15 protein-coding genes are annotated in these 20012 nt (G+C 54.5%); 5 read left to right on the top strand and 10 right to left on the bottom strand.

The window, feature by feature from the left end:
• Positions 1-38 precede the first annotated feature (38 nt).
• From E2L00_RS03615 to E2L00_RS03605, 3 genes are all read right to left on the bottom strand, one after another.
• Complete coding sequence (locus E2L00_RS03615) at positions 39-479, bottom strand: DUF2569 domain-containing protein (RefSeq protein ID WP_167607104.1); 441 nt, start codon at positions 477-479, stop codon at positions 39-41.
• A gap of 99 nt (positions 480-578) precedes the next feature.
• The gene (gene ydgT / locus E2L00_RS03610; RefSeq protein WP_167607101.1) at positions 579-794 is read right to left on the bottom strand and encodes a transcription modulator YdgT; all 216 of its coding nucleotides are present in this window, start codon (positions 792-794) and stop codon (positions 579-581) included.
• Positions 795-987: 193 nt separating this feature from the next.
• Positions 988-2388 (bottom strand): GH1 family beta-glucosidase, encoded by a 1401-nt coding sequence (locus E2L00_RS03605; protein WP_167607098.1) that lies wholly within the window; start codon positions 2386-2388, stop codon positions 988-990.
• A gap of 225 nt (positions 2389-2613) precedes the next feature.
• On the opposite strand from E2L00_RS03605, the gene E2L00_RS03600 reads away from it, so the two are divergent.
• Positions 2614-3654: an oxidoreductase gene (locus E2L00_RS03600; protein ID WP_167607095.1), complete on the top strand. Its 1041-nt coding sequence runs from the start codon at positions 2614-2616 to the stop codon at positions 3652-3654.
• Between the two features lie 38 nt (positions 3655-3692).
• Here the strand turns inward: E2L00_RS03600 and E2L00_RS03595 are convergent, their stop codons facing one another.
• Positions 3693-5411 (bottom strand): ShlB/FhaC/HecB family hemolysin secretion/activation protein, encoded by a 1719-nt coding sequence (locus tag E2L00_RS03595; protein WP_167607092.1) that lies wholly within the window; start codon positions 5409-5411, stop codon positions 3693-3695.
• A 73-nt stretch (positions 5412-5484) separates the two neighbouring features.
• A complete protein-coding gene (locus tag E2L00_RS03590) occupies positions 5485-6681 on the bottom strand; it encodes a collagen-like triple helix repeat-containing protein (RefSeq protein ID WP_201279262.1) in 1197 nt (398 codons plus the stop codon).
• Positions 6682-7143: 462 nt separating this feature from the next.
• On the opposite strand from E2L00_RS03590, the gene E2L00_RS03585 reads away from it, so the two are divergent.
• Positions 7144-8142: a bile acid:sodium symporter family protein gene (locus E2L00_RS03585; protein WP_167607089.1), complete on the top strand. Its 999-nt coding sequence runs from the start codon at positions 7144-7146 to the stop codon at positions 8140-8142.
• A 19-nt stretch (positions 8143-8161) separates the two neighbouring features.
• Here the strand turns inward: E2L00_RS03585 and add are convergent, their stop codons facing one another.
• From add to malX, 3 genes are all read right to left on the bottom strand, one after another.
• Positions 8162-9163, bottom strand: a complete 1002-nt coding sequence (add, locus tag E2L00_RS03580; protein ID WP_167607086.1) for an adenosine deaminase — start codon at positions 9161-9163, stop codon at positions 8162-8164.
• A gap of 117 nt (positions 9164-9280) precedes the next feature.
• Positions 9281-10453, bottom strand: a complete 1173-nt coding sequence (locus E2L00_RS03575) for a MalY/PatB family protein (RefSeq protein WP_167607083.1) — start codon at positions 10451-10453, stop codon at positions 9281-9283.
• A 42-nt stretch (positions 10454-10495) separates the two neighbouring features.
• Positions 10496-12088, bottom strand: coding sequence for a maltose/glucose-specific PTS transporter subunit IIBC (gene malX, locus E2L00_RS03570; RefSeq protein ID WP_167607080.1), 1593 nt, complete (start codon positions 12086-12088; stop codon positions 10496-10498).
• Between the two features lie 188 nt (positions 12089-12276).
• On the opposite strand from malX, the gene E2L00_RS03565 reads away from it, so the two are divergent.
• On the top strand, positions 12277-13311 hold the full coding sequence (locus tag E2L00_RS03565; protein ID WP_167607077.1) for a Mal regulon transcriptional regulator MalI: 1035 nt from the start codon (positions 12277-12279) through the stop codon (positions 13309-13311).
• Between the two features lie 43 nt (positions 13312-13354).
• Here E2L00_RS03565 and E2L00_RS03560 read toward each other — a convergent pair whose 3' ends face one another.
• Both E2L00_RS03560 and manA read right to left on the bottom strand, forming a co-directional pair.
• On the bottom strand, positions 13355-14881 hold the full coding sequence (locus E2L00_RS03560) for a YdgA family protein (protein ID WP_167607074.1): 1527 nt from the start codon (positions 14879-14881) through the stop codon (positions 13355-13357).
• 278 nt (positions 14882-15159) lie between these two features.
• Complete coding sequence (gene manA / locus E2L00_RS03555; protein WP_167607071.1) at positions 15160-16332, bottom strand: mannose-6-phosphate isomerase; 1173 nt, start codon at positions 16330-16332, stop codon at positions 15160-15162.
• Positions 16333-16540: 208 nt separating this feature from the next.
• Here manA and fumA point away from each other — a divergent pair, with 208 nt between their 5' ends.
• Positions 16541-18187, top strand: a complete 1647-nt coding sequence (gene fumA / locus E2L00_RS03550) for a class I fumarate hydratase FumA (RefSeq protein ID WP_167607068.1) — start codon at positions 16541-16543, stop codon at positions 18185-18187.
• Positions 18188-18387: 200 nt separating this feature from the next.
• Positions 18388-19785 carry a class II fumarate hydratase gene (gene fumC / locus E2L00_RS03545; RefSeq protein ID WP_167607065.1) on the top strand — a complete coding sequence of 466 codons (1398 nt, stop codon included), beginning with the start codon at positions 18388-18390 and terminating at the stop codon, positions 19783-19785.
• Positions 19786-20012: the final 227 nt, after the last annotated feature.

The raw sequence follows: 20012 nt of genomic DNA, 5'->3' as shown, positions 1-20012 counted from the left end.
GAAAAAATAAGCGACGACAACAGGATATTTAAGAATGATTACGGATTAACAAAAGTTTGCTTCACGCGCTGCGAACGCCTGAGGTAAGGCACCAGTAAGGAAGCTGCAAGCAGTGGGAACAAAAGCTGGCGCAGGGCAAGCTCGTCGCTGACCGGGGAGAAAGCAAAGGCTTTAAGGGCCAGCAGCACCGAAATCAGGAGCCAGAGAATATAATGACGCACGGCTTTTTTGCGGCGTTTGAAAAAAGCCAGGGTCAGCCAGACGGTATAGCCCCACATGGCAATGGCGCAGGCTATCGAGAAGTACCAGAACAGCACCATATTGTGCCCCTGCGCATGCATTAAGCGCTGGCTTTCAGGAGAGATAAGCATCATCAAATAGATGACCAGCGCGATGGAACTGCTGAACAAGGTCAACAGAAGCCAGGCGAGAGGAGCGATAAGCCAGCCTGCAATACGCGGTGCTTGCGTGATAGTCATACAGCCTCCCGGATGCAAAATAACGAAGTGCGTTTCTTATGTGTGACATAAGGCGGGAGGATTATAAGACTTTTTACGCGTAATGCTACCCGTAAGCGGTTACACAACGTAACGCCATATGGACTTCGGCACGCAGCCGAGGTCAAAGAGACGGCCACCTGACACCAGTTCGGCGCGGCGATGATCGGCTGCGCGATACATATTTATGATGTCGTGGTTATCGGTGAGGCTGTAATTGAGGTGATCGAACAGTTTTTCCAGACTTTCCAGAGTGGCAATTTTTCTGAACTTAATTAAATAGTCTTGCGCTGTCATTGGGGTAAGTGTCCCTGCTTAAAAGAGTTTCTGGTTTACAAACTATGCCGTTTGCTTTGACCAAATAATAAACGCAGGGCGGGCATTTTCTTTAGCGTATTTAACGCTCGTGCGCTTATTTAGGACTTTTCGTCGCGCGGAACGGAAAAATAAATCAGGCGATGTTAAACCGCCTGACTTAACCGGTTAGTTATTATCTCTTTTCACCGCGGCTGGCTATCAGCGCCTGATACCAGAAGAAACTTTTCTTACGTTTGCGCGCAAGGCCGTTTTGATGGTCAACGTAAACAAAGCCGTACTGCTTCTGGTAACCGTTGAGCCAGCTTAGCAAATCGATAAACGACCAGGGATAGTAGCCCCGCACGTCGGCGCCTTGCTGCATGGCGGCTTCAATAGCGTCGATGTGTATTTTTAAATAGTCGATGCGCGGGTCGTCAACAACTTCGCCGTCGATAACGGGGTCTTTAGCGCCAAGACCATTTTCGGTGATATACAGCGGAATATCGCCATAGCGCGCTTTGATCTGCAAAATACCTTCGGTTAATCCCTGCGGGTAAATTTCCCAGTCCCAGTCGGTATATACGCCGGTGGGATTACGGACAAATTTAAATAAATCCTTAAAGCCAAATTCATGGCCGCTATTACGCTCGCCGCTGTGATTGGCCTGCAAATGCGTTTGCCGATCGTTGGCAGCCACGGTTTCGCGTTTGTAATAGTTAAGCCCGATAAAGTCGCAGATATTTTCTTTAAGCAGCGCCTCATCGCCTGTGGCAAATTGCGGCACGTTCCAGAGCGCCTGCGTTTTAGCTAACAGCTCAGCAGGGTATTCGCCTTTTAATACCGGATCGTACAGCCAGTGGGTCCAGATCCCGTCGGCCAGCGCTGCGGCCTGCTTATCTGCCGGGGAATGGGTTAACGGCGTATGGGTTTGTAAGACATTCACAAAGCCAATTGTCCCGGCAACCTGACTTGCGCGAAACGCTTTAACCGCCGCGGCATGGGCAACAAACACATGGTGACAGGCCTGAATAGCGCGGGCGGGATCGCGCACCGAAGGCGGGTGGCTGCCGGTGATATAGCCGTGTCCAATGAATACCACGGTTTCGTTAAACGTTGACCAGAGCTTCACGCGGTCGCCAAAACGGGCATAGCACAGGCGGGCATAGTCAACGAAGGCCTCTGCGGTGGCTCTGTTTTCCCAGCCGCCTTCATCCTGTAAAGCCTGCGGCAGATCCCAGTGATAAAGGGTGATCATCGGTTCAATATTGTTTTCGACCAGGCAATCTATTAAATCGCTGTAGAACTTCACTCCGGCTTCGTTGATTTCACCGCGCCCCTGTGGGAACAGGCGTGGCCAGGAAAGAGAAAATCGGTAGCTCTGTAATCCCTGTTCGGCCATTAAAGCTACGTCTTCACGGAAGCGGTGATAGTGATCGACGGCGACATCGCCGTTGGTGCCCTGGTAAGTGGTGCCGGGCTGATGGGCAAAGACATCCCAGATTGACGGGCCTTTGCCATCGACATCGTGACCGCCCTCAACCTGATACGCCGCGGTTGCGGCACCCCAAAGAAAGTGTTGCGGAAAAGCTGACATGACTACGCTCCTTGAGTTGACTCGACCCTGGCAGTGTAGGCAAGCCCGGCGAAAGGCTGCAACCGGTTTCCGAAACCGGTTTCATATTTGCGAAGCGAATCACTTTTGCTTTCTCGTCCGCAGCGCCTGGCAAGTATCCCACCAGCAGGCAACAATTAAACAACCTGTTGTTACACGCAAATGGATGGTATCAAATGGGAGCGCCCATAAAAGTGAGGAATATAAATGAGTGATAATATTCGTGTCGGACTAATCGGCTACGGTTATGCCAGTAAGACTTTCCATGCGCCACTCATCGTTGGCACGCCGGGGATGGAGCTTGCGGCGGTATCCAGCAGCGACGAATCTAAAGTCCATGCGGACTGGCCGGCCATGCCTGTTGTTTCCGACCCGCATCATCTGTTTAACGATCCTGATATCGATCTCATTGTGGTTCCTACCCCCAACGATACCCACTTCCCGCTGGCGAAGGCGGCGCTGCTGGCGGGCAAGCATGTGGTGGTCGATAAGCCGTTCACCGTGACGTTGTCACAGGCGCGCGAACTGGATGCGCTGGCGAAAAGCCGCGGCCTGCTGCTGTCCGTCTTCCATAACCGCCGCTGGGACAGCGATTTTCTGACGCTGAAGGCCCTGCTTGCTGACGGCACGCTGGGCGAAGTCGCCTTGTTCGAATCGCATTACGACCGCTTCCGTCCGCAGGTGCGTAACCGCTGGCGCGAGCAGGCGGGCGTCGGCAGCGGTATCTGGTACGATCTGGGGCCGCATCTTATCGACCAGGCCCTTAATCTCTTCGGCCTGCCGGTGAGCTTAACCGTCGATCTGGCTCAGCTTCGTCCGGGCGCCCAGGCAACGGATTATTTCCACGCCGTGCTGGCCTACCCGCAACGCCGCGTGGTGCTGCATGGTTCGCTGCTGGCCGCCGCAGAATCTGCGCGTTACATCGTGCACGGCACCCGTGGCAGCTACGTTAAATATGGCCTCGATCCGCAGGAAGATCGGCTAAAGTCAGGCGAGCGTCTGCCGCAGGAAGACTGGGGCTACGATATGCGTGACGGCGTGCTGACCCTTGCGCAGGGAGAGGTAATGGTGGAACAAACGCTGCTGACCGTTCCGGGCAATTATCCGGCTTACTACGCCGCGATTCGCGATGTGTTGACGGGCCACGGTGAAAATCCGGTCCCGGCCGCGCAGGCGATTCAGGTAATGGAACTGATTGAGCTGGGCATTGAGTCGGCGAAAAAGCGCGCGACGCTGAATCTGGCTTAACCGACTGACCCTCGTCCGGCCAGGACGAGGGTCAGATTTTAGCGCAGGTTATTAAAATTGTAGGTAAACGTCAGGCTAAAACGCCAGTCACGCTTATTGCTGTCGCTCGGCCTGTCGGCCAGAGGGCGGGCGCCTTCAACGGCCACCGTATAATGTTTATCGTCGCCCAGCATCACGCCCGCAGCGGCGGATGCCAGCCGCTGGTGTCGATAACCTTGCTGATTAAACCACGTCTGCGCGCCGTCCAGCAGGACATAAGGCTGAACGCTTTTCAGCCATTGCGCTTCTTTACGCGCGTGAAGATAGCGCAGCTCAAGTTGCCCACCATAACCGTAATCGCCGCTTGCTTCACCGTCCGGATAGCCACGTCCAAAGCGTTGCGCGCCGAAGGTGACACGCTCGGCCTCCGGCAGATCGTTATCTGACCAGTCGCCTTCCAGCGAAGCGCTTAGCCGCCAGTTTTTGATAAATATCCAGGCGGCTTCAGCGTTTCCCTTCCAGCGGGTAAAGTTAAGATCGGTTCCCTGTGCGGGCGAAGCGTCCGCGCCAAACGCATCAATCCCCTGACGTAACGTCAGGCGCGAACCTAAGCTTGCGGTATCAAATTCGCGATAACCGTTGACGGAGAATTCTGCTGCCGGATAACGCGCGTGCTGGTGCACCGAAGGCAAATCAAGCGTATTGCCAAAACCCTGCGCCCGCAGAAGGTAATCATTGCGCTTATCGACATAATCCAGCCCGGCATTGACGCTCAGCTGTTTTTTTCGCTCCAGCATCAGCGGATAACTCAGCGCCATTCCGCCGGTGTACTGCGTCGCTTTCTGCCGGGCATCGATGGAAACGCCCTGCGGCAGGTAGAGCAGCGGGGTATAATCGCGAGGATCTTCCCGATAAAAGCTGCCTTTAAGCTGCAACAGCAGGCCATTATCGGTCAGATACTGCTGGTAGTTTGTGCCGAAGTAAGTTTTGCGCGTCTCTTTGTCTAGCGGGATGAGCGTGGCCAGACCGAGCTGATCGCCATAGCCGGTCAGATTGCTCAGCGTCCCATTGACCAGCGCAAGATTTTGCCCCTTACGGAAATCCACGGTTGAGGAGAGATCCCAGATGTGCGGCTGTTTAGCCTCAACCTGCATGGTGGCTGCGCCATAAATATTATCGGGTAAGCTGGCGTTTGCCTCAACCTGCGTTGCGGGCGTGCGGGCCATCAGCAAGCTGTAGCGATCGAAGGTTGCCTGCCGGAGCGGTTTTTCCGCCATCATGCGTTGTGCAAGACGGCTCAGGCGCAGGCCGGTATGTTTGTTGTCACTCTTAATATCGCTGTGGGCGATATAGCCCTCGACCAGCACGATGCGTACCGTGTCATGTTGAAAATTCTCACGCGGTAAAAAAGCATATGAAAGAGGATAGCCGTCCTGCCTGTAGCGTTCGGTGATGGAATTTGTCAGGGCGATAATTTCTGCAAGCGCCACCTTCTTGCCAACCAGGGGACGAAAAGGGGCGACCAGGCTCGGCAGAGCATAACGTGTACCGCCGATGAACTGGATATGCTTCACCGTGACGAGCGTTTGTGGCGTCAGGTTAGTTTGTGGGGCAGCAATAGTGACCTGGGGTTCTGCGTGCTCCGCGTTCGGCTCGTTTGGGATATTCCGTGAAGGTCTGGCCGGGTTTTCAGGATCGATAAGCGTTGGTGCCCTGTCAGCATAGCTAACGCCCAAAGCTGCAACATAGAGCAGCACGGCGCTAATTCCATGATTCATCGTCAAATCCTTTATCACGCACTCGGACAAAAGCATGCTCCCGCCGTTACGCCGGGAACATGCGTGTCAGGCACTATTTCTTTTTCGTTAAGAGATTACCGAGTGAACTGGTCAGTCCGTTTACCGGGCTCGTGTTGCCGTTGGCTGTGGTGTCTGTATTGTTGGTCGTCAGGGCGGCAGACAGACCGGTGGTGACGCCGTTTACCGTAGCGCCAACGTTCGCCGCCAGCCCTTTTGCACCGACATCTACCGTGCCAGAAGCGTCAGCAGAGAGACCGCTGCTCCCGGATGACTGCGCTGGTTTAACGAGGCCACCGGCATCGGTCACAACCTGACCGACGTTATTGACCAGCTGTCCCGCGCCATTAAGTGCGGGCGTGCTGCTGCCCACCCTGGTGCCCGCATCGCTAACGCCTGTGCCAATCGTCGTCAACAGGTTGTTAACCGGCGTGCCGAGGCCTGTCGCGCCCCCGACAGCCTGAGTGGTTTTCTGGGTATCCGCCAGGGCGGTATTTACCACGCCGGTGGTGGCTGTGGTGAGTCTGGTGACGCCGTCACTTTGCACGGTTGAGGTCAGCGCGTTACCCGTGGAAGTCACCACTTTGCCGGTAGCGTCCACTACGCCGCCAGCCGTTCCTGTTACGCCACTAAGCGGAGAAGTAGCGGTAGTCCTGGCGAGGTTAGTGCCGATAGACGAAACCGTCGTGCCCAGACCCGAAACGGTATTTGTCGCACCGGTTAAGGTTGTACCCAGACCATTCTCGTTATCCGCATTACCCAGGCCCTGGGTTATGCCATTGCTAACGGTAGTAACGGCAGTTCCGCTACCTTCGACAGCCAGAGAAACGGTTGAGGTAACGGGATTGTCGTTGAGGGGAATCTGGCTACCAACGCTGGTGAGCGTTGAGCCAAGGCCGCTACCCGCGTTTCCGGTATCCTCGAGAATATTGTTTGCTGCCGTATTGTTCGAAGCGGTACTGGTGCCGCCGCCATCGCTGCCGCCGCCGGTTCCGCTACCGCCGCCTGTGCCTGCGGAACCAGAACCGTTGTCTCCTGAACCTGAGCCAGCGCCGCCGTTACCGGCGGTTGAGCCATCATCGCCGCTGCCGGTTCCTCCATCCGAACCCGTGCCGGCGTTATTTCCGGTGGCTGGGTTGTTTTTCGCCGTATTATGCGAACCGCCGCCGCCTCCGCTACAGGCGGAAAGAGAAAGGGCAAGCAGGACTGTCACCGCAATAGCGCTGAGGTGGTTTACGTTATTTGAGGGCATAATCATACTCCACTGAATAAAACGCCGGACGGCGTAATAATTAGTGTATGTTAACTTTTCGCATCTACCAGAAAATAAGGGTTTTTATATTCACGAATCAGGGAAATTTTCGCTGAAGTATAATGGCGATAATTTTTTTTTGGCTGGCTTGATAGGTTATTACTTTTATTTTTCATCTAATACAATGAGTTGTGCGATGCGGCCAGAGCGCTGATTTTTAAATCCATTTAAATTTAAAAATAATGCGTTCTGAATCTACTGAATTGGGATTATTCTCAAGGTGAAGAGTGAGTTGCCGATAATAACTAAATCCACTTAAATTAAAGGTGATTACGAAATATACATTATCATAACCCTAAGGAATGGAAATAAGTTCTTAAGCGGCTAAATCCGACTCGCAAGTTATAAAAAATTGATGCAAAGTAGTGAAATGAAGTCATACGAAAAAAGCAAGGATATGGAATGGGCTGGTTACAGCGTCTGAAAATCGATAATTTTTTACTGGTGATGATCGCCGTTGTGGTGTTGGCCTCGCTGTTTCCCTGTGAAGGAAGAGTCAAAACGGGTTTTGAATATCTGACCACGGCTGCCATTGCGCTGCTGTTTTTTATGCACGGCGCGAAGCTTTCCCGTGCGGCGATTGTGGCCGGGATGGGACACTGGAAACTGCATCTGGTGGTATTCCTCAGCACCTTCGTGTTATTCCCTCTGCTTGGCCTGGCAATGAGTTTCCTGACGCCGACTATTCTCAACCAGCCGCTGTATATGGGCTTCCTTTACCTTTGCGCGCTACCGGCAACGGTTCAGTCGGCCATCGCTTTTACTTCTGTCGCCGGCGGTAACGTGGCGGCTGCGGTTTGCAGCGCCTCGGCATCAAGCATCCTGGGGATTTTCCTGTCGCCGGTGCTGGTTGGCGCCCTGATGAATACCCAGCAAGGTACGACGGATACGCTGCATGCGATTGGCAAAATCATTATGCAGTTGATGGTGCCGTTTGTGATTGGCCATCTGTCGCGCCCGCTGATAAGCCGCTGGGTGGAGAAACATAAAAAGCTTATCAACCTGACGGATCGCTCATCTATTCTGCTGGTGGTGTACGTCGCATTTAGCGAAGCGGTGGTCGAGGGGATCTGGCATCAGGTTAACGGCATCGCCCTGTTAGCGATTCTGGGATGTTCGATTGGGCTGCTGGCAATTGTTCTGGTGGTGAATACCTGGGCGGCAAGGCTGCTGGGCTTTAATACCGCCGATGAAATTACCATCGTTTTCTGCGGCTCGAAGAAAAGCCTCGCGAACGGCGTGCCGATGGCAAACGTCCTGTTTCCTGCAAGCGCGGTGGGGATGATGGTGCTGCCGCTGATGATTTTCCACCAGATCCAGCTAATGGTTTGTGCAGTGCTGGCGCAGCGTTATGCGCGAAAAACGGCAAATGAAAAACGGCGGCTGGAGTCCGCTTCCTGACCGGCCGCCGTGGGTGATGTTAAGCAGCGCGCACTTTCGCGAGTAACGCCTGCTTTTCAGCCTCGTTGAGGAAGGCAATTTTTAAACCATTCTCCTGCGCGGTACGCATCTGTGCCGCGCTCAGGCCCGCACGCGGCGCCGCAACGGTATATTCATGCACGATATCGATACCCTGAACCGCCGGGTCGTCGGTATTAATCGTTGCCAGTACGCCGTGGTCGAGGAATTTGATCAGCGGATGCTTATCCAGTGATGGCACGGTACTGGTCTGAATATTGGATGTCAGGCAGGATTCGATACCGATGCCTTGCTCCGCCAGGAAGTCCATCAGCGCCGGATCTTCAATCGCCTTAACGCCGTGACCAATGCGCTCGGCGCCCAGCTCGCGAATTGCCTGCCAGATGCTTTCCGGGCCAGCCGCTTCACCTGCGTGAACGGTGATGTGCCAGCCTGCGTCGCGTGCGCGATTAAAATGGCTCAGGAACAGGCTGCCGGGGAAACCGAGTTCGTCGCCCGCCAGATCCAGCGCGGTTATCTGGTCGCGATGAGCAAGCAGGGCTTCCAGCTCGGCCTGACAGGCGGCTTCACCGAAGGTGCGGCTCATAATGCCAATCAAACGGGCTTCGACGCCAAAATCACGACAGCCCTCACGCACGCCTTCGATAACAGCTTCAACGACGCCCGCAACCGGCAGGTTGTGGGTCATCGCCATATAGCCCGGCGAGAAACGCAGCTCGACATAATGCAGGCCGTTACGGGCGGCATCTTCAATATTTTCCCGGGCCACGCGGCGGCAGGCGTCAAGGGTGGCAAGCACCTTCACACCCCAGTCCAGCTTCGACAGGAAGCTCACCAGATCCGGTGCGGATTCAACCACCTGCACGTGCGGAATTAGCTCTTCTATGGAAGCTGCCGGAAGCGGCAAATTATACTGGCGGCCCAGATCGAGAATGGTTTGTGCACGAATATTGCCATCAAGGTGGCGGTGCAAATCGGTTAACGGCAGGGTGGTATCAATCATGGTCGCACTCTTTTTTTGATTAAAGTGCGTAGTAGTATAAAAACATTCACCAGTAAATTGCTATTGGCCAGCAATAATAAGTTGCGCAAATAAAAGGAGGCGCGGCCTCCCCTATATTTATTGCAGAGATTTAATGGCGGCGATCAGCCTTTTTACGCCTTCCTTAAGCTTCCCTCGCGGGCAACCGGCATTGAGACGGATAAATCCTTTTCCCTCTTCACCGTAGGTATATCCCGGCATGATGGCGACTTTTTGCTGCTCAATGAGCGCTTTTTGCAGCCTCTGATCCTCCAGGCCAAGCGGGCGAAGATCGATCCACGCCAGATAGGTTGACTGCGGCGGCCGCCAGTTAAGTTGCGCAAACTCGCTATTCAGGGCAGCGGCGACATACTCAAGGTTACTTTGCAGATAAGCGCGCAGGGCGTCAAGCCACGGCTCGCCTTCACGATAGGCGGCAATATGCGCAACAAGGGCCAGCACTGCGGGAGAGGAAAGCCCGTGCTGGCCTTTCAGGATGCTAAGATAGTTCTGGCGATCCTGTTCGTTGTTAATCAGTCCATACGCGCCGGTCAGGGCAGGAATATTGAAGCTCTTCGACCCAGAGGTAAACAGCGCCCAGGCTCCTTTGCCCACCGCGTTCCAGGGCGTGTGCTGGTGGCCTTCCCAAACCATATCCATATGAATCTCATCGCTGATAACGCGCACGTTATAGCGTTCGCATAGTTCCGCCATGGTTTCCAGCTCTTCACGCGTCCAGACTTTGCCCGTCGGGTTTTGCGGGCTGCACAGCAGCATGATTTTACATGCCGGTTTTGCGAGCTGTACCTCAAGAGCGGCCATATCACACCGCCAGCCTGCGGCACAATTATGCAGCGGCGCGCTGAATACCTGGCGCTTGTTGCCTTCAATCGCTTTATAAAACGCATCATAGGCCGGGGTATGAATAAGCACCGCGTCACCGGGTTCTGACCACTGTCGTATCAACTGCGAAACCATATATATAACGGAGGGACCGTAGACCAGGCTTTCAGGATCGATAGCGCTGTTAAAACGCTGCTGATACCAGTGCGCAACGGCACCGATAAAATCGTCATTCTTCCAGCGGCTGTAGCCGAGCACGCCGTGCGTGAGGCGTTGTTGCAGCGCCGAGAGAATCACCGGGGCGGTCGGAAAATCCATATCGGAGATGGTGAAGGGGAGCAAATCCGCCGCGCCAAAACGGTCTGCCACGTAATCCCACTGGGTGCACCACGTGCCGTGGCGGTCAACGGGAACGGAGAAATCAAACATAGAGCCTCACAGAAAAACGGGCACCGAAGCCCGCTCTTTGATTTACGCCTGAGCCGTGCTCATCAGGCTTGCCATTTCATCTTTAACCGACTGCACCTGCGGCCCGATTACTACCTGTAAATTATGCTGGTTTAGCTGTACAACGCCGATGGCGCGGAGGTTTTTCAGCGCGGCGCTGTCAACCAGCGACATATCTTTCACCGTCATACGCAGGCGGGTAATGCAGTTATCCAGCGTGACGACGTTTTCTGCTCCACCAAGTGCCGTAAGCATCGCCGGAACATTGTAGCCGGATTTACCCACCTGGCCGGCAAGCGCTTTTTCCGCGCTGCTGGTGGTGTCGATATCGCGGCCCGGCGTCTTGATGTTAAAGCGGGTAATGGCGAAGCGGAAGATACCGTAGTACACCGCAAACCAGACTGCCGCCACAACCGGCACCATATACCATTTGGTAGACAGGCCGTGCAGGATACCAAATACCACGAAGTCGATAACGTTCCCGTCGGTGTTGCCGATAGTCACACCCAACACCGCCATCATGGTAAAGCCAAGCCCGGTCAGCAGGGCGTGGATGAGGTACAGCACCGGGGCCACGAACAGGAACAGGAATTCCAGCGGTTCCGTAGTGCCGCCAACCACGCAGGCAATGACGCCGGAAATCAGCAGGCCTTTAATTTTGTGGCGGTTTTCCGGACGGGCGCAGTGATACATCGCCAGCGCCGCGCCGGGCAGTCCGCCCAGGAAGGCAGGCATTTTGCCCTGCGACAGGAAGCGGGTCGCGCTTTCAGAGAAACCCTGTACCGTTGGGCAACTTAGCTGCGCCTGGAAGATAGTCAGCGCGCCGCTGACGCTATGACCACAAACGTCCATCGTGCCGCCCGCTTCGGTAAAGCGGATCAACGCCACCAGAATGTGTTGCAGGCCAAACGGCAGCAGCAGACGTTCGCCGGTGCCGAAAATCATCGGGCCAAAAATCCCAGCGCTGTTAATCAGATTGCCGATGCCGGTGATGCCCGCAGCGAATACCGGCCAGATCAGGGGAATAACCAGACCGATCAGGCCCATCACAACGGTGGTGATAATCGGCACAAAACGGGTGCCGCCAAAGAAGGCCAGCGCGTCGGGCAGGCGGATATTGTGGAAGCGTTTATGCAGCATCGCCACAATCACACCGGCGATAACGGCGCCAAGAATACCGGTATCGATAGACTGAATGCCCAGCACGTTCTGAACGTTGTTGGCTTTCAGCACTGCGGCATCGGTAGTTGGCAGAATACCTTTGGCAGTCAGCCAGAAGTTAACCCCAAGGTTCATCACTACATAACCGACAAAACCGGCGAAGGCGGCAACGCCTTTATTTTCACTCGCCAGACCCAGCGGAATGGCAATACAGAACATCACCGGCAGGAAGCTGAAGGCGAAAGAGCCGACTTTACTCATCCAGATAAAGATCGGTTGCAGCAGCGGATTACCCAGCGCAGGCAGCAGAGTAATAACGTCATGGCTGCTTAACGAGCTGCCGATACCGAGCATGATGCCGCAGAATGATAGCAGCGCCACCGGTAGCATGAAGGTTTTGCCGAGGTTTTGAAAAAACTCCCAAAGCGTAACTCTTTGTGATGTATTAGCCGCCATAACGACTCCTGTATCCTGAGTGATAAAAGACAGTGATAGATGAAACTGGCTGGATGATAAAACGTTTTACCAAAGTATATTGCGCGATAGTTCACAGATTAAAAACGTGACATAGCGCTTAATATGCGCATCCGGATAAAACGTTTTATCTCGAGTTATACCTGATTTATGGAGAACCCGTTCGGCTTATGACCACCATGGCAAAAAAAATCACTATCAACGACGTTGCCGATGCCGCAGGTGTATCGGTGACGACGGTTTCGCTTGTGCTAAGTGGCAAAGGCAGAATCTCCGCGGCTACCGGGACGCGCGTAAATGAAGCTATCGAAAAACTCGGTTTTGTACGCAACCGGCAGGCGGCATCGCTGCGTGGCGGGCAAAGCGGCGTTATTGGTTTGATAGTCCGCGATCTGTGTAACTCCTTTTATGCGGAGCTGACAGCGGGGCTGACGGACGAGCTGGAAAAGCAGGGCAAATTACTCTGCCTCACCCAAAGCGGCGCGAAAGGTCAGCATATGCAGCGTTGCTTCGAGACGCTTATCGCCCAGGGAGTGGACGGCATAATTATCGCCGGCGCAGCGGGACAGGGCGCGGAGCTAAGGGAATTAGCCGAACAGAAAAATCTGCCGCTGGTTTTCGCCTCCCGCGCCAGCTATCTCGACGAAGTGGACATTATTCGCCCGGATAATATGCAGGCCGCGCAGCTGGTGACAGAGCATTTAATCAAGCGGGGGCATCAGCGCATTGCCTGGATCGGCGGCCGTGGCTCTTCGCTGACGCGAGCAGAGCGGCTCGGCGGCTATTGCTCAACGCTGTTAAAGTTTGGGCTGCCGTTCCACAGCGAGTGGATCATCGAATGCGAGTCCAGCCAGAAGCAGGCGGCGGACGCCATCACCACCTTGCTGCATCAAAATCCGACCATCACGGCCGTGCTCTGCCATAACAGCACCATCGCCATGGGTGCCTGGTTCGGTTTGCTGCGCGCCGGACGGCAAAGCGGAGAAGGGAGCCTGGACAGCTATTACGACCGTCACGTGGCCCTTGCCGCTTTTGCGGAAGTAACGGATGACGAGCTGGATGATTTACCGCTGACCTGGGTTTCCACGCCAGCAAGAGAAATAGGCCGCAGCGCAGGACAACGCATCCTGGCCCGGGCAAAAAATGGCGATGATGAAGTGCGTAACCAGATAATGCCCGCGCGGCTGGTGCTGCGCAGCAGTTGAGGGCAATCTCAAGCCTCCCGAAGGAGGCTTATCAGGCTTACTACTAAGGCGCAGCCGGAACGGGCGCCTCAAGCTCTGGCGCCGGAGGCGGCACGTCAGTACCCGGCAGGCCAAACATGCCAATCAGATCGCTCAGGGACATTTTCTGGCCGTTAAGCGTTACCTGACCGTTAGCATATTGCAGGCTGGAAACGACGTCGTTGTCTTCCATCCTGGTGACGCGGAACATCTGGCCCATCGCCGCCAGGCCTTTGATCTGCTGGCTTGCCAGTTTCGCGGCGTCTTCCTCTTTATAACCCTCAAGCTGCGCAACCTGAGTCATTAACCTGGTAGCCATATCCATTGGGATCACAAGCTTGCTGTCGAGAGATTTCAACACGCGGTCTACCTGCTGTTCAGGTGTGGTTGCTTCACCCGTGGCAGCGGCCGGATCTTTTAAGAACAGCGAAAGGTTGAAGGTACTTTCGCCTTTGTCGTTTTTCCAGCTCAGCGGCGCAACGGTAATGACCGGGTTGCCTTTGAGCAGCAGCGGGAAGTTGGCCGCAAAGACTTCAATCGCTTTCTGCTGATAAATTTCCGGGTTTTCCACCACGGCCGGGTCGGCCAGCAGCTTCTGGGATTCAGTATTATAAATTCTGCTGAATTCATGCATCGCTGCGCCGTCGATATTGCCGATTTTCAGCGTCAGTTTGCCGCTGCCCATATTTTGATTCTGCACTTTCAGCGCGTCGATGGAGTAATCGATTTGCCCGGAAAGGTGCTTTTTATCGTCCTGCACGTCTGATTTCGCGTTAAGCGTTAAGCCTTCGAAGACCGCCATTTCTTTGCCTTCAACGGCAATCGCCAGTTTTTCGATGGAGGCTTTTTGCTCGCCCACGCGCTCGTCAAATTCGCTGCGCCGGGTATTGCCGTCGGTTTTCACGTTGTTGAAGGTCATCTGTACGTGCTGGCCGTACTGGTTGACCACGTTAATAAGCCCGCTTTTCGCTTCACCGGAAAGGGCGATTTTATTGCCTTCACCGTCTACGTCAGCCGTGAACTGGCCGCCGCTAAAGGTCACTTTCTCTTCGCCGTTTGCATAGTTCAGCGCAAGGAGTTCGATATCAGAAGAGGTGGCGCCGCTGTAGCCTACGCGGGTCTGCGCATCGATAAAGGACCGGCCCTGAGTATTGTCAAACAGCGGCTTAGTGGTTGGGTTATTGACCAGCACGGTATGAATAGAAGCCATGCTCGGGATCAAATTGAATTTTTTTAACTGGGCAAACGGGAAAGGACCGTGGTCGATGGTTTCGGCGAACACAACGCTTTGATCCGGTTTGAGAAACGCGCTTTGCTTGCCCGCCGTCGGTTTAATGACTAACTGCATGCTGCTGTGGAACAGGCCGCGGTGATAGTCCTGGTAGCTCAGCGTCAGGCCAGCTTCAGGTGAGGCTCTGTTTAATTCGCTGTTCGCATTGCCGATCATCTCAGCCATACGCCCTTCAAGCTGTTTGCCGGTATACCAGGCAGCACCCGTCCACACCACGCCCAGCGCAACAATTACACCTACCGCAACCAGAGATTTTTTCATCTTGTCCTGTCCATTTTGAAGCGGCGGTCAGACATCCCCTGACCGTCGAATGAAAAACGCCCGCAGGCGTTTCATATTGGTAACAGACAGCCGAAAAACATCATTTTCGGCTGTCTGGAGCAAACCAGAAGACATAATCCTTTGTTTTTATGAGTTCGTATTTCAGATCCGTTAAAACAGAAAAATTTGTCAGCGGTCTTAAACGCCCGCAGGCGTTTTGAAAACTATCGCTTTAAGCTTAGCAATCCATACCTAAAAGATCAGTAAGGCACTTTAATTCAGAGCTTGTTATACACGCGGGCGATGCGACCTACGCCGCTTGCGGAAACGGGTGATTCGTTTGCTGCGATAAAAGCGGATTCGCCAGGCTTCAGTACCAGCTGCTGCTCGCCTTTGCTGAGCACCGTTTCACCTTCCACGCAGAACACGATTGCCGCGCTGTCCTGGGCAAGCGCTGCCGGAGAGGCGCTTAAATCATGTAAAGAGAAGGCGAAATCCTCGACAGGAATAGGGAAGTCCAGCTCGCTGCCGTTTTTAACCGGCTGGGTCAGCAGTTCGGCCGCTGGTTTCGGCTCGAACTTCACGTTGGCGACCAGTTCAGGAATATCGATATATTTTGGCGTCAGGCCCGCGCGCAGCACGTTATCTGAGTTGGCCATGACTTCCAGCGCCACGCCTTTAAGGTAGGCGTGCGGGGTTTCCGCGAACAGGAACATCGCCTCACCCGGTTCGAGCTTAACCACGTTGAGCAGCAGAGGAGAAAACAGGCCGCTGTCGTCCGGGTAGAATTCAGAAATCACGCGGATGGTTTCCCATGGCTCGCCCTGCTGGCCGTTCAGCGCGGCTTTCAGCACGGCTAACGCACGTGATTTTTCTTCGCCCTGCATGTTCAGCAGGCTGGCAAACAGCTGTGCTAAACGCCCGGCACCCGGTTCCTGCAGGAAGTGGGCGATAGCGTTATGCGCGCCAGAAACCGGCTGCAACAAAGAGACGATTTCAGAGAACTCACGGAAGGCGTTCATGGCGAGGAACGGGGTCAGGGCAAAAACCAGCTCAGGCTTGTGGTTAGGATCTTTATAATTACGCTCGGCTGCGTCAAGCGGGATACCGGCGGCATTTTCCTTCGCAAAGCCGGTTTCAGACGCTTTTTTGTTTGGGTGCACCTGAATGGAGAGCGGCTGAGCGGCGCAGAGCACTTTGAAGAGGAACGGCAGCTCGCCAAATCGCTGCGCAACGGCCGCGCCCAGGGCAGCGGTTTGATCGGCGTCAATCGCCTCCCGTAACGCGCGTGGCTGGCCGTTTTCCAGCACTTTTGAACTGCTTTTGGGATGCGCGCCCATCCACAATTCCGCCATCGGTAGGCTGTCCGGGTTCTGCATGCCATAGAGTTCCGTTAAGGCAGTTTTACTTCCCCATGCATAGTTCTGCACTGAGTTGATTAATTTTTGCATTATCAAGCCCCGCTGTAATGTCGATAAGTTTGCGACTATTAAACCAATTAATCCGTCGGGAAGTAACCAGGGGAGTAAAAAGTCGTATTAGTCTCAGTTTTTGTTAAAAAATTGTGTAGCATGTTGTGATTCAATTTTTAACCTGGCACAGACGCCTGTGCCCGCAGCCAGAATAATTAACGTATCTGATGTCGTAAGTGAGAGAACAATGTCGAGTAAAGCCTTTCATTATCAAGAGCCGTTCCCGTTAAAAAAAGATGAAACTGAATACTATCTGCTCAGTCAGGATTACGTTTCAGTCTCCGAATTCGAAGGGCAGGAAGTCCTTAAAGTTGACCCGAAAGCTCTGACCCTTGTTGCCCAACACGCCTTCCACGATGCCTCTTTTATGCTGCGCCCGGCTCACCAGCAGCAGGTCGCCGATATCCTTAACGATCCCGAAGCTAGCGAAAACGACAGATATGTTGCGCTGCAGTTCCTGCGCAACTCAGAGATCGCTGCTAAAGGCATCCTGCCGACCTGCCAGGATACGGGCACCGCGATTATCGTGGGTAAAAAAGGCCAGCGCGTCTGGACGGGCGGCGGCGATGAAGCCGCGCTGTCGCAGGGCGTGTACAACACCTATATCGAAGATAACCTGCGCTATTCCCAGAATGCCGCGCTGGATATGTACAAAGAGGTGAACACCGGCACGAACCTGCCTGCGCAAATCGATCTCTACAGCGTGGACGGTGCCGAATACAAATTCCTCTGTATCGCTAAAGGCGGCGGTTCAGCGAACAAAACCTACCTTTACCAGGAAACCAAGGCGTTGCTCAGCCCGGGCAAGCTGAAAGATTATCTGGTGGAAAAAATGCGCAGCCTCGGCACCGCGGCCTGTCCGCCTTATCACGTGGCTTTTGTTATCGGGGGCACTTCTGCCGAATCCACTCTTAAGACGGTAAAACTTGCTTCCACTAAATATTACGACGGTCTGCCAACGGAAGGTAACGAACACGGCCAGGCGTTCCGCGATATTCAGCTGGAAGAAGAGCTGCTGAAAGAGGCGCAGAACCTCGGCCTGGGCGCGCAGTTCGGCGGCAAATACTTTGCTCATGATATTCGCGTTGTGCGTCTGCCGCGCCACGGCGCATCCTGCCCGGTCGGCATGGGCGTATCCTGCTCTGCGGACAGAAACATCAAAGCGAAGATCAACCGCGACGGCATCTGGCTGGAAAAACTGGAGCACAATCCGGGCAAATTCATTCCGCAGGAGCTACGTCAGGCGGGCGAGGGCGAGGCAGTTAAAGTCGATCTTAACCGTCCGATGAGCGATATCCTGAAACAGCTTTCTCAGTATCCTGTTTCTACGCGGCTTTCCCTGAGCGGGACTATTATTGTGGCACGCGATATCGCTCACGCTAAGCTCAAAGAACGTATCGACAGCGGCGAAGGCTTGCCGCAGTACGTGAAAGACCATCCGATCTACTATGCAGGCCCGGCCAAAACGCCGGATGGCTATGCTTCCGGTTCGCTTGGCCCAACTACGGCAGGCCGCATGGACTCCTATGTGGATCTGCTCCAGGCCAACGGCGGCAGTATGGTCATGCTGGCAAAAGGCAACCGTAGCCAGCAAGTGACGGACGCCTGCCATAAACACGGCGGCTTCTACCTGGGCAGCATTGGTGGCCCGGCGGCGGTACTGGCGCAGCAGAGCATCAAGAGCCTGACCTGCGTGGAATATCCAGAGTTGGGTATGGAAGCTATCTGGAAAATCGAAGTAGAAGATTTCCCGGCTTTCATTCTGGTCGATGATAAGGGCAACGACTTCTTCCAGAAAATTCACGCCTCACAATGTAGCCGATGCGTGAAATAGAATCCTGGCCGCCCACATGGGCGGCTAGTTTGATGACAAGCTCCCAAAAAAGCGTGGTTTTTTTGGGGCCTGGGGTAAATCAGAGGACATAATGCTTTGTTTTATTGATCCTTCATTGCAGGACCTTGCGAACAAAAAATTTGTCTGTTTCTGAGCCGCCCGTATGGGGCGGCTTTTTTATAGCTCAAAAGGAGAGAGAAATGGCATCCAGTCGTATTGAAAAAGACTCCATGGGACCCATTGATGTTCCGGAAGATAAGCTCTGGGGGGCGCAAACGCAGCGCTCGCTTGAGCATTTCCGCATCTCCACGGAAAAAATGCCGGTGGCGCTGATTCAGGCGCTGGCGTTGACCAAGCGTGCGGCGGCGAAAGTGAACATGGATCTCGGCCTGCTTCCTGCTGAGCGTGGCAAGGCGATACTGGCCGCCGCGGACGAAGTGCTGGACGGCAGACATCCTGATGAGTTCCCGCTTGCCATCTGGCAGACGGGGTCGGGCACCCAAAGCAATATGAACATGAACGAAGTGCTGGCGAACCGGGCGAGCGAACTGCTCGGCGGCGTGCGCGGCATGGATCGCGTGGTTCATCCCAACGATGACGTAAACAAGAGCCAGAGCTCTAACGACGTTTTCCCGACGGCGATGCATGTCGCGGCGGTCAAAGCGCTGCGTGAACAGCTTATTCCGCAGCTCAACGTGCTGAAAGGTACGCTGCAGGCTAAAGCAGAAGCCTTTCGCGAGATCGTCAAAATCGGCCGCACGCATCTTCAGGATGCCACGCCGTTGACGCTCGGGCAGGAGATTTCCGGCTGGGTGGCGATGCTTGAGCATAACCTTAAGCATATCGAACAAAGCGTGCCCCACGTGGCGGAGCTGGCGCTGGGTGGCACTGCCGTAGGCACGGGATTAAATACGCATCCTGAATACGCGGTGCGGGTGGCGAAGGAACTGGCTGAAATCACCGGGCAACCTTTCGTTACCGCGCCTAATAAATTCGAGGCGCTGGCAACCTGCGATGCGTTGGTGCACGCGCACGGCGCGCTAAAAGGCCTGGCGGCATCGCTGATGAAAATCGCCAACGACGTGCGCTGGCTATCTTCCGGCCCGCGTTGCGGCATCGGTGAAATCGCCATTCCGGAAAACGAACCGGGCAGCTCCATTATGCCGGGGAAAGTGAACCCGACCCAGTGCGAAGCCATGACCATGCTATGTTGCCAGGTGATGGGCAACGATGTGGCGGTGAATATCGGTGGCGCTTCCGGCAACTTTGAGCTGAACGTCTATCGTCCGATGGTTATTCACAACGTTCTGCAATCGATTCGCCTGCTGGCGGACGGCATGGAAAGCTTTAACGAGCACTGCGCCATCGGTATCGAGCCAAACCACGCCCGTATCAGCCAGCTGCTGAATGAATCGCTGATGCTGGTGACCGCGCTGAATACGCATATCGGCTACGACAAAGCGGCGGAAATTGCCAAAAAAGCGCACAAAGAAGGGCTGACGCTGAAAGCCTCAGCCTTAAAGCTGGGTTATCTTACCGAAGATGAGTTTGACGCCTGGGTGCGGCCAGAGGAGATGGTCGGCAGCATGAAGTCTTAAGTTTTGAGCGCCTTCGCAAACATCCGGAAGCCAAGTTTTCGGATGTTTGTCACCGGCCTGAGCGCCTCCCCGCAGGCGCTTTAGATTGCTGACAAGAAAGGAAAAAGCGTGGTTTCTCCTTCTTTGTGGTTATCAGCCGAAAATCAATGAATTGATTTTCCTTATTTTTTATCCGGCGGTATACGTTCAACCCGTGTTGGTTGCGAGTTTGTCACCGGTCTGGAGCG

The organism is Cedecea colo (assembly GCF_011808225.1).
Classification (GTDB): Bacteria; Pseudomonadota; Gammaproteobacteria; order Enterobacterales; family Enterobacteriaceae; genus Dryocola; species Dryocola colo.
The sequence above is the reverse complement of the archived record's forward strand: the minus strand, read 5'-3'. Positions and strand labels throughout refer to the sequence as shown.

Excerpts from the sequence above, each read along its gene's own strand:
- fumC (WP_167607065.1), top strand. The coding sequence starts at position 18,388 with ATGGCATCCAGTCGTATTGAAAAAGACTCCATGGGACCCATTGATGTT.
- malX (WP_167607080.1), bottom strand. The coding sequence starts at position 12,088 with ATGGCGGCTAATACATCACAAAGAGTTACGCTTTGGGAGTTTTTTCAA.
- E2L00_RS03565 (WP_167607077.1), top strand. The coding sequence starts at position 12,277 with ATGACCACCATGGCAAAAAAAATCACTATCAACGACGTTGCCGATGCC.
- E2L00_RS03575 (WP_167607083.1), bottom strand. The coding sequence starts at position 10,453 with ATGTTTGATTTCTCCGTTCCCGTTGACCGCCACGGCACGTGGTGCACC.
- E2L00_RS03585 (WP_167607089.1), top strand. The coding sequence starts at position 7,144 with ATGGGCTGGTTACAGCGTCTGAAAATCGATAATTTTTTACTGGTGATG.
- E2L00_RS03615 (WP_167607104.1), bottom strand. The coding sequence starts at position 479 with ATGACTATCACGCAAGCACCGCGTATTGCAGGCTGGCTTATCGCTCCT.
- E2L00_RS03600 (WP_167607095.1), top strand. The coding sequence starts at position 2,614 with ATGAGTGATAATATTCGTGTCGGACTAATCGGCTACGGTTATGCCAGT.
- E2L00_RS03605 (WP_167607098.1), bottom strand. The coding sequence starts at position 2,388 with ATGTCAGCTTTTCCGCAACACTTTCTTTGGGGTGCCGCAACCGCGGCG.
- E2L00_RS03560 (WP_167607074.1), bottom strand. The coding sequence starts at position 14,881 with ATGAAAAAATCTCTGGTTGCGGTAGGTGTAATTGTTGCGCTGGGCGTG.
- ydgT (WP_167607101.1), bottom strand. The coding sequence starts at position 794 with ATGACAGCGCAAGACTATTTAATTAAGTTCAGAAAAATTGCCACTCTG.
- E2L00_RS03590 (WP_201279262.1), bottom strand. The coding sequence starts at position 6,681 with ATGCCCTCAAATAACGTAAACCACCTCAGCGCTATTGCGGTGACAGTC.
- E2L00_RS03595 (WP_167607092.1), bottom strand. The coding sequence starts at position 5,411 with ATGAATCATGGAATTAGCGCCGTGCTGCTCTATGTTGCAGCTTTGGGC.
- add (WP_167607086.1), bottom strand. The coding sequence starts at position 9,163 with ATGATTGATACCACCCTGCCGTTAACCGATTTGCACCGCCACCTTGAT.
- manA (WP_167607071.1), bottom strand. The coding sequence starts at position 16,332 with ATGCAAAAATTAATCAACTCAGTGCAGAACTATGCATGGGGAAGTAAA.
- fumA (WP_167607068.1), top strand. The coding sequence starts at position 16,541 with ATGTCGAGTAAAGCCTTTCATTATCAAGAGCCGTTCCCGTTAAAAAAA.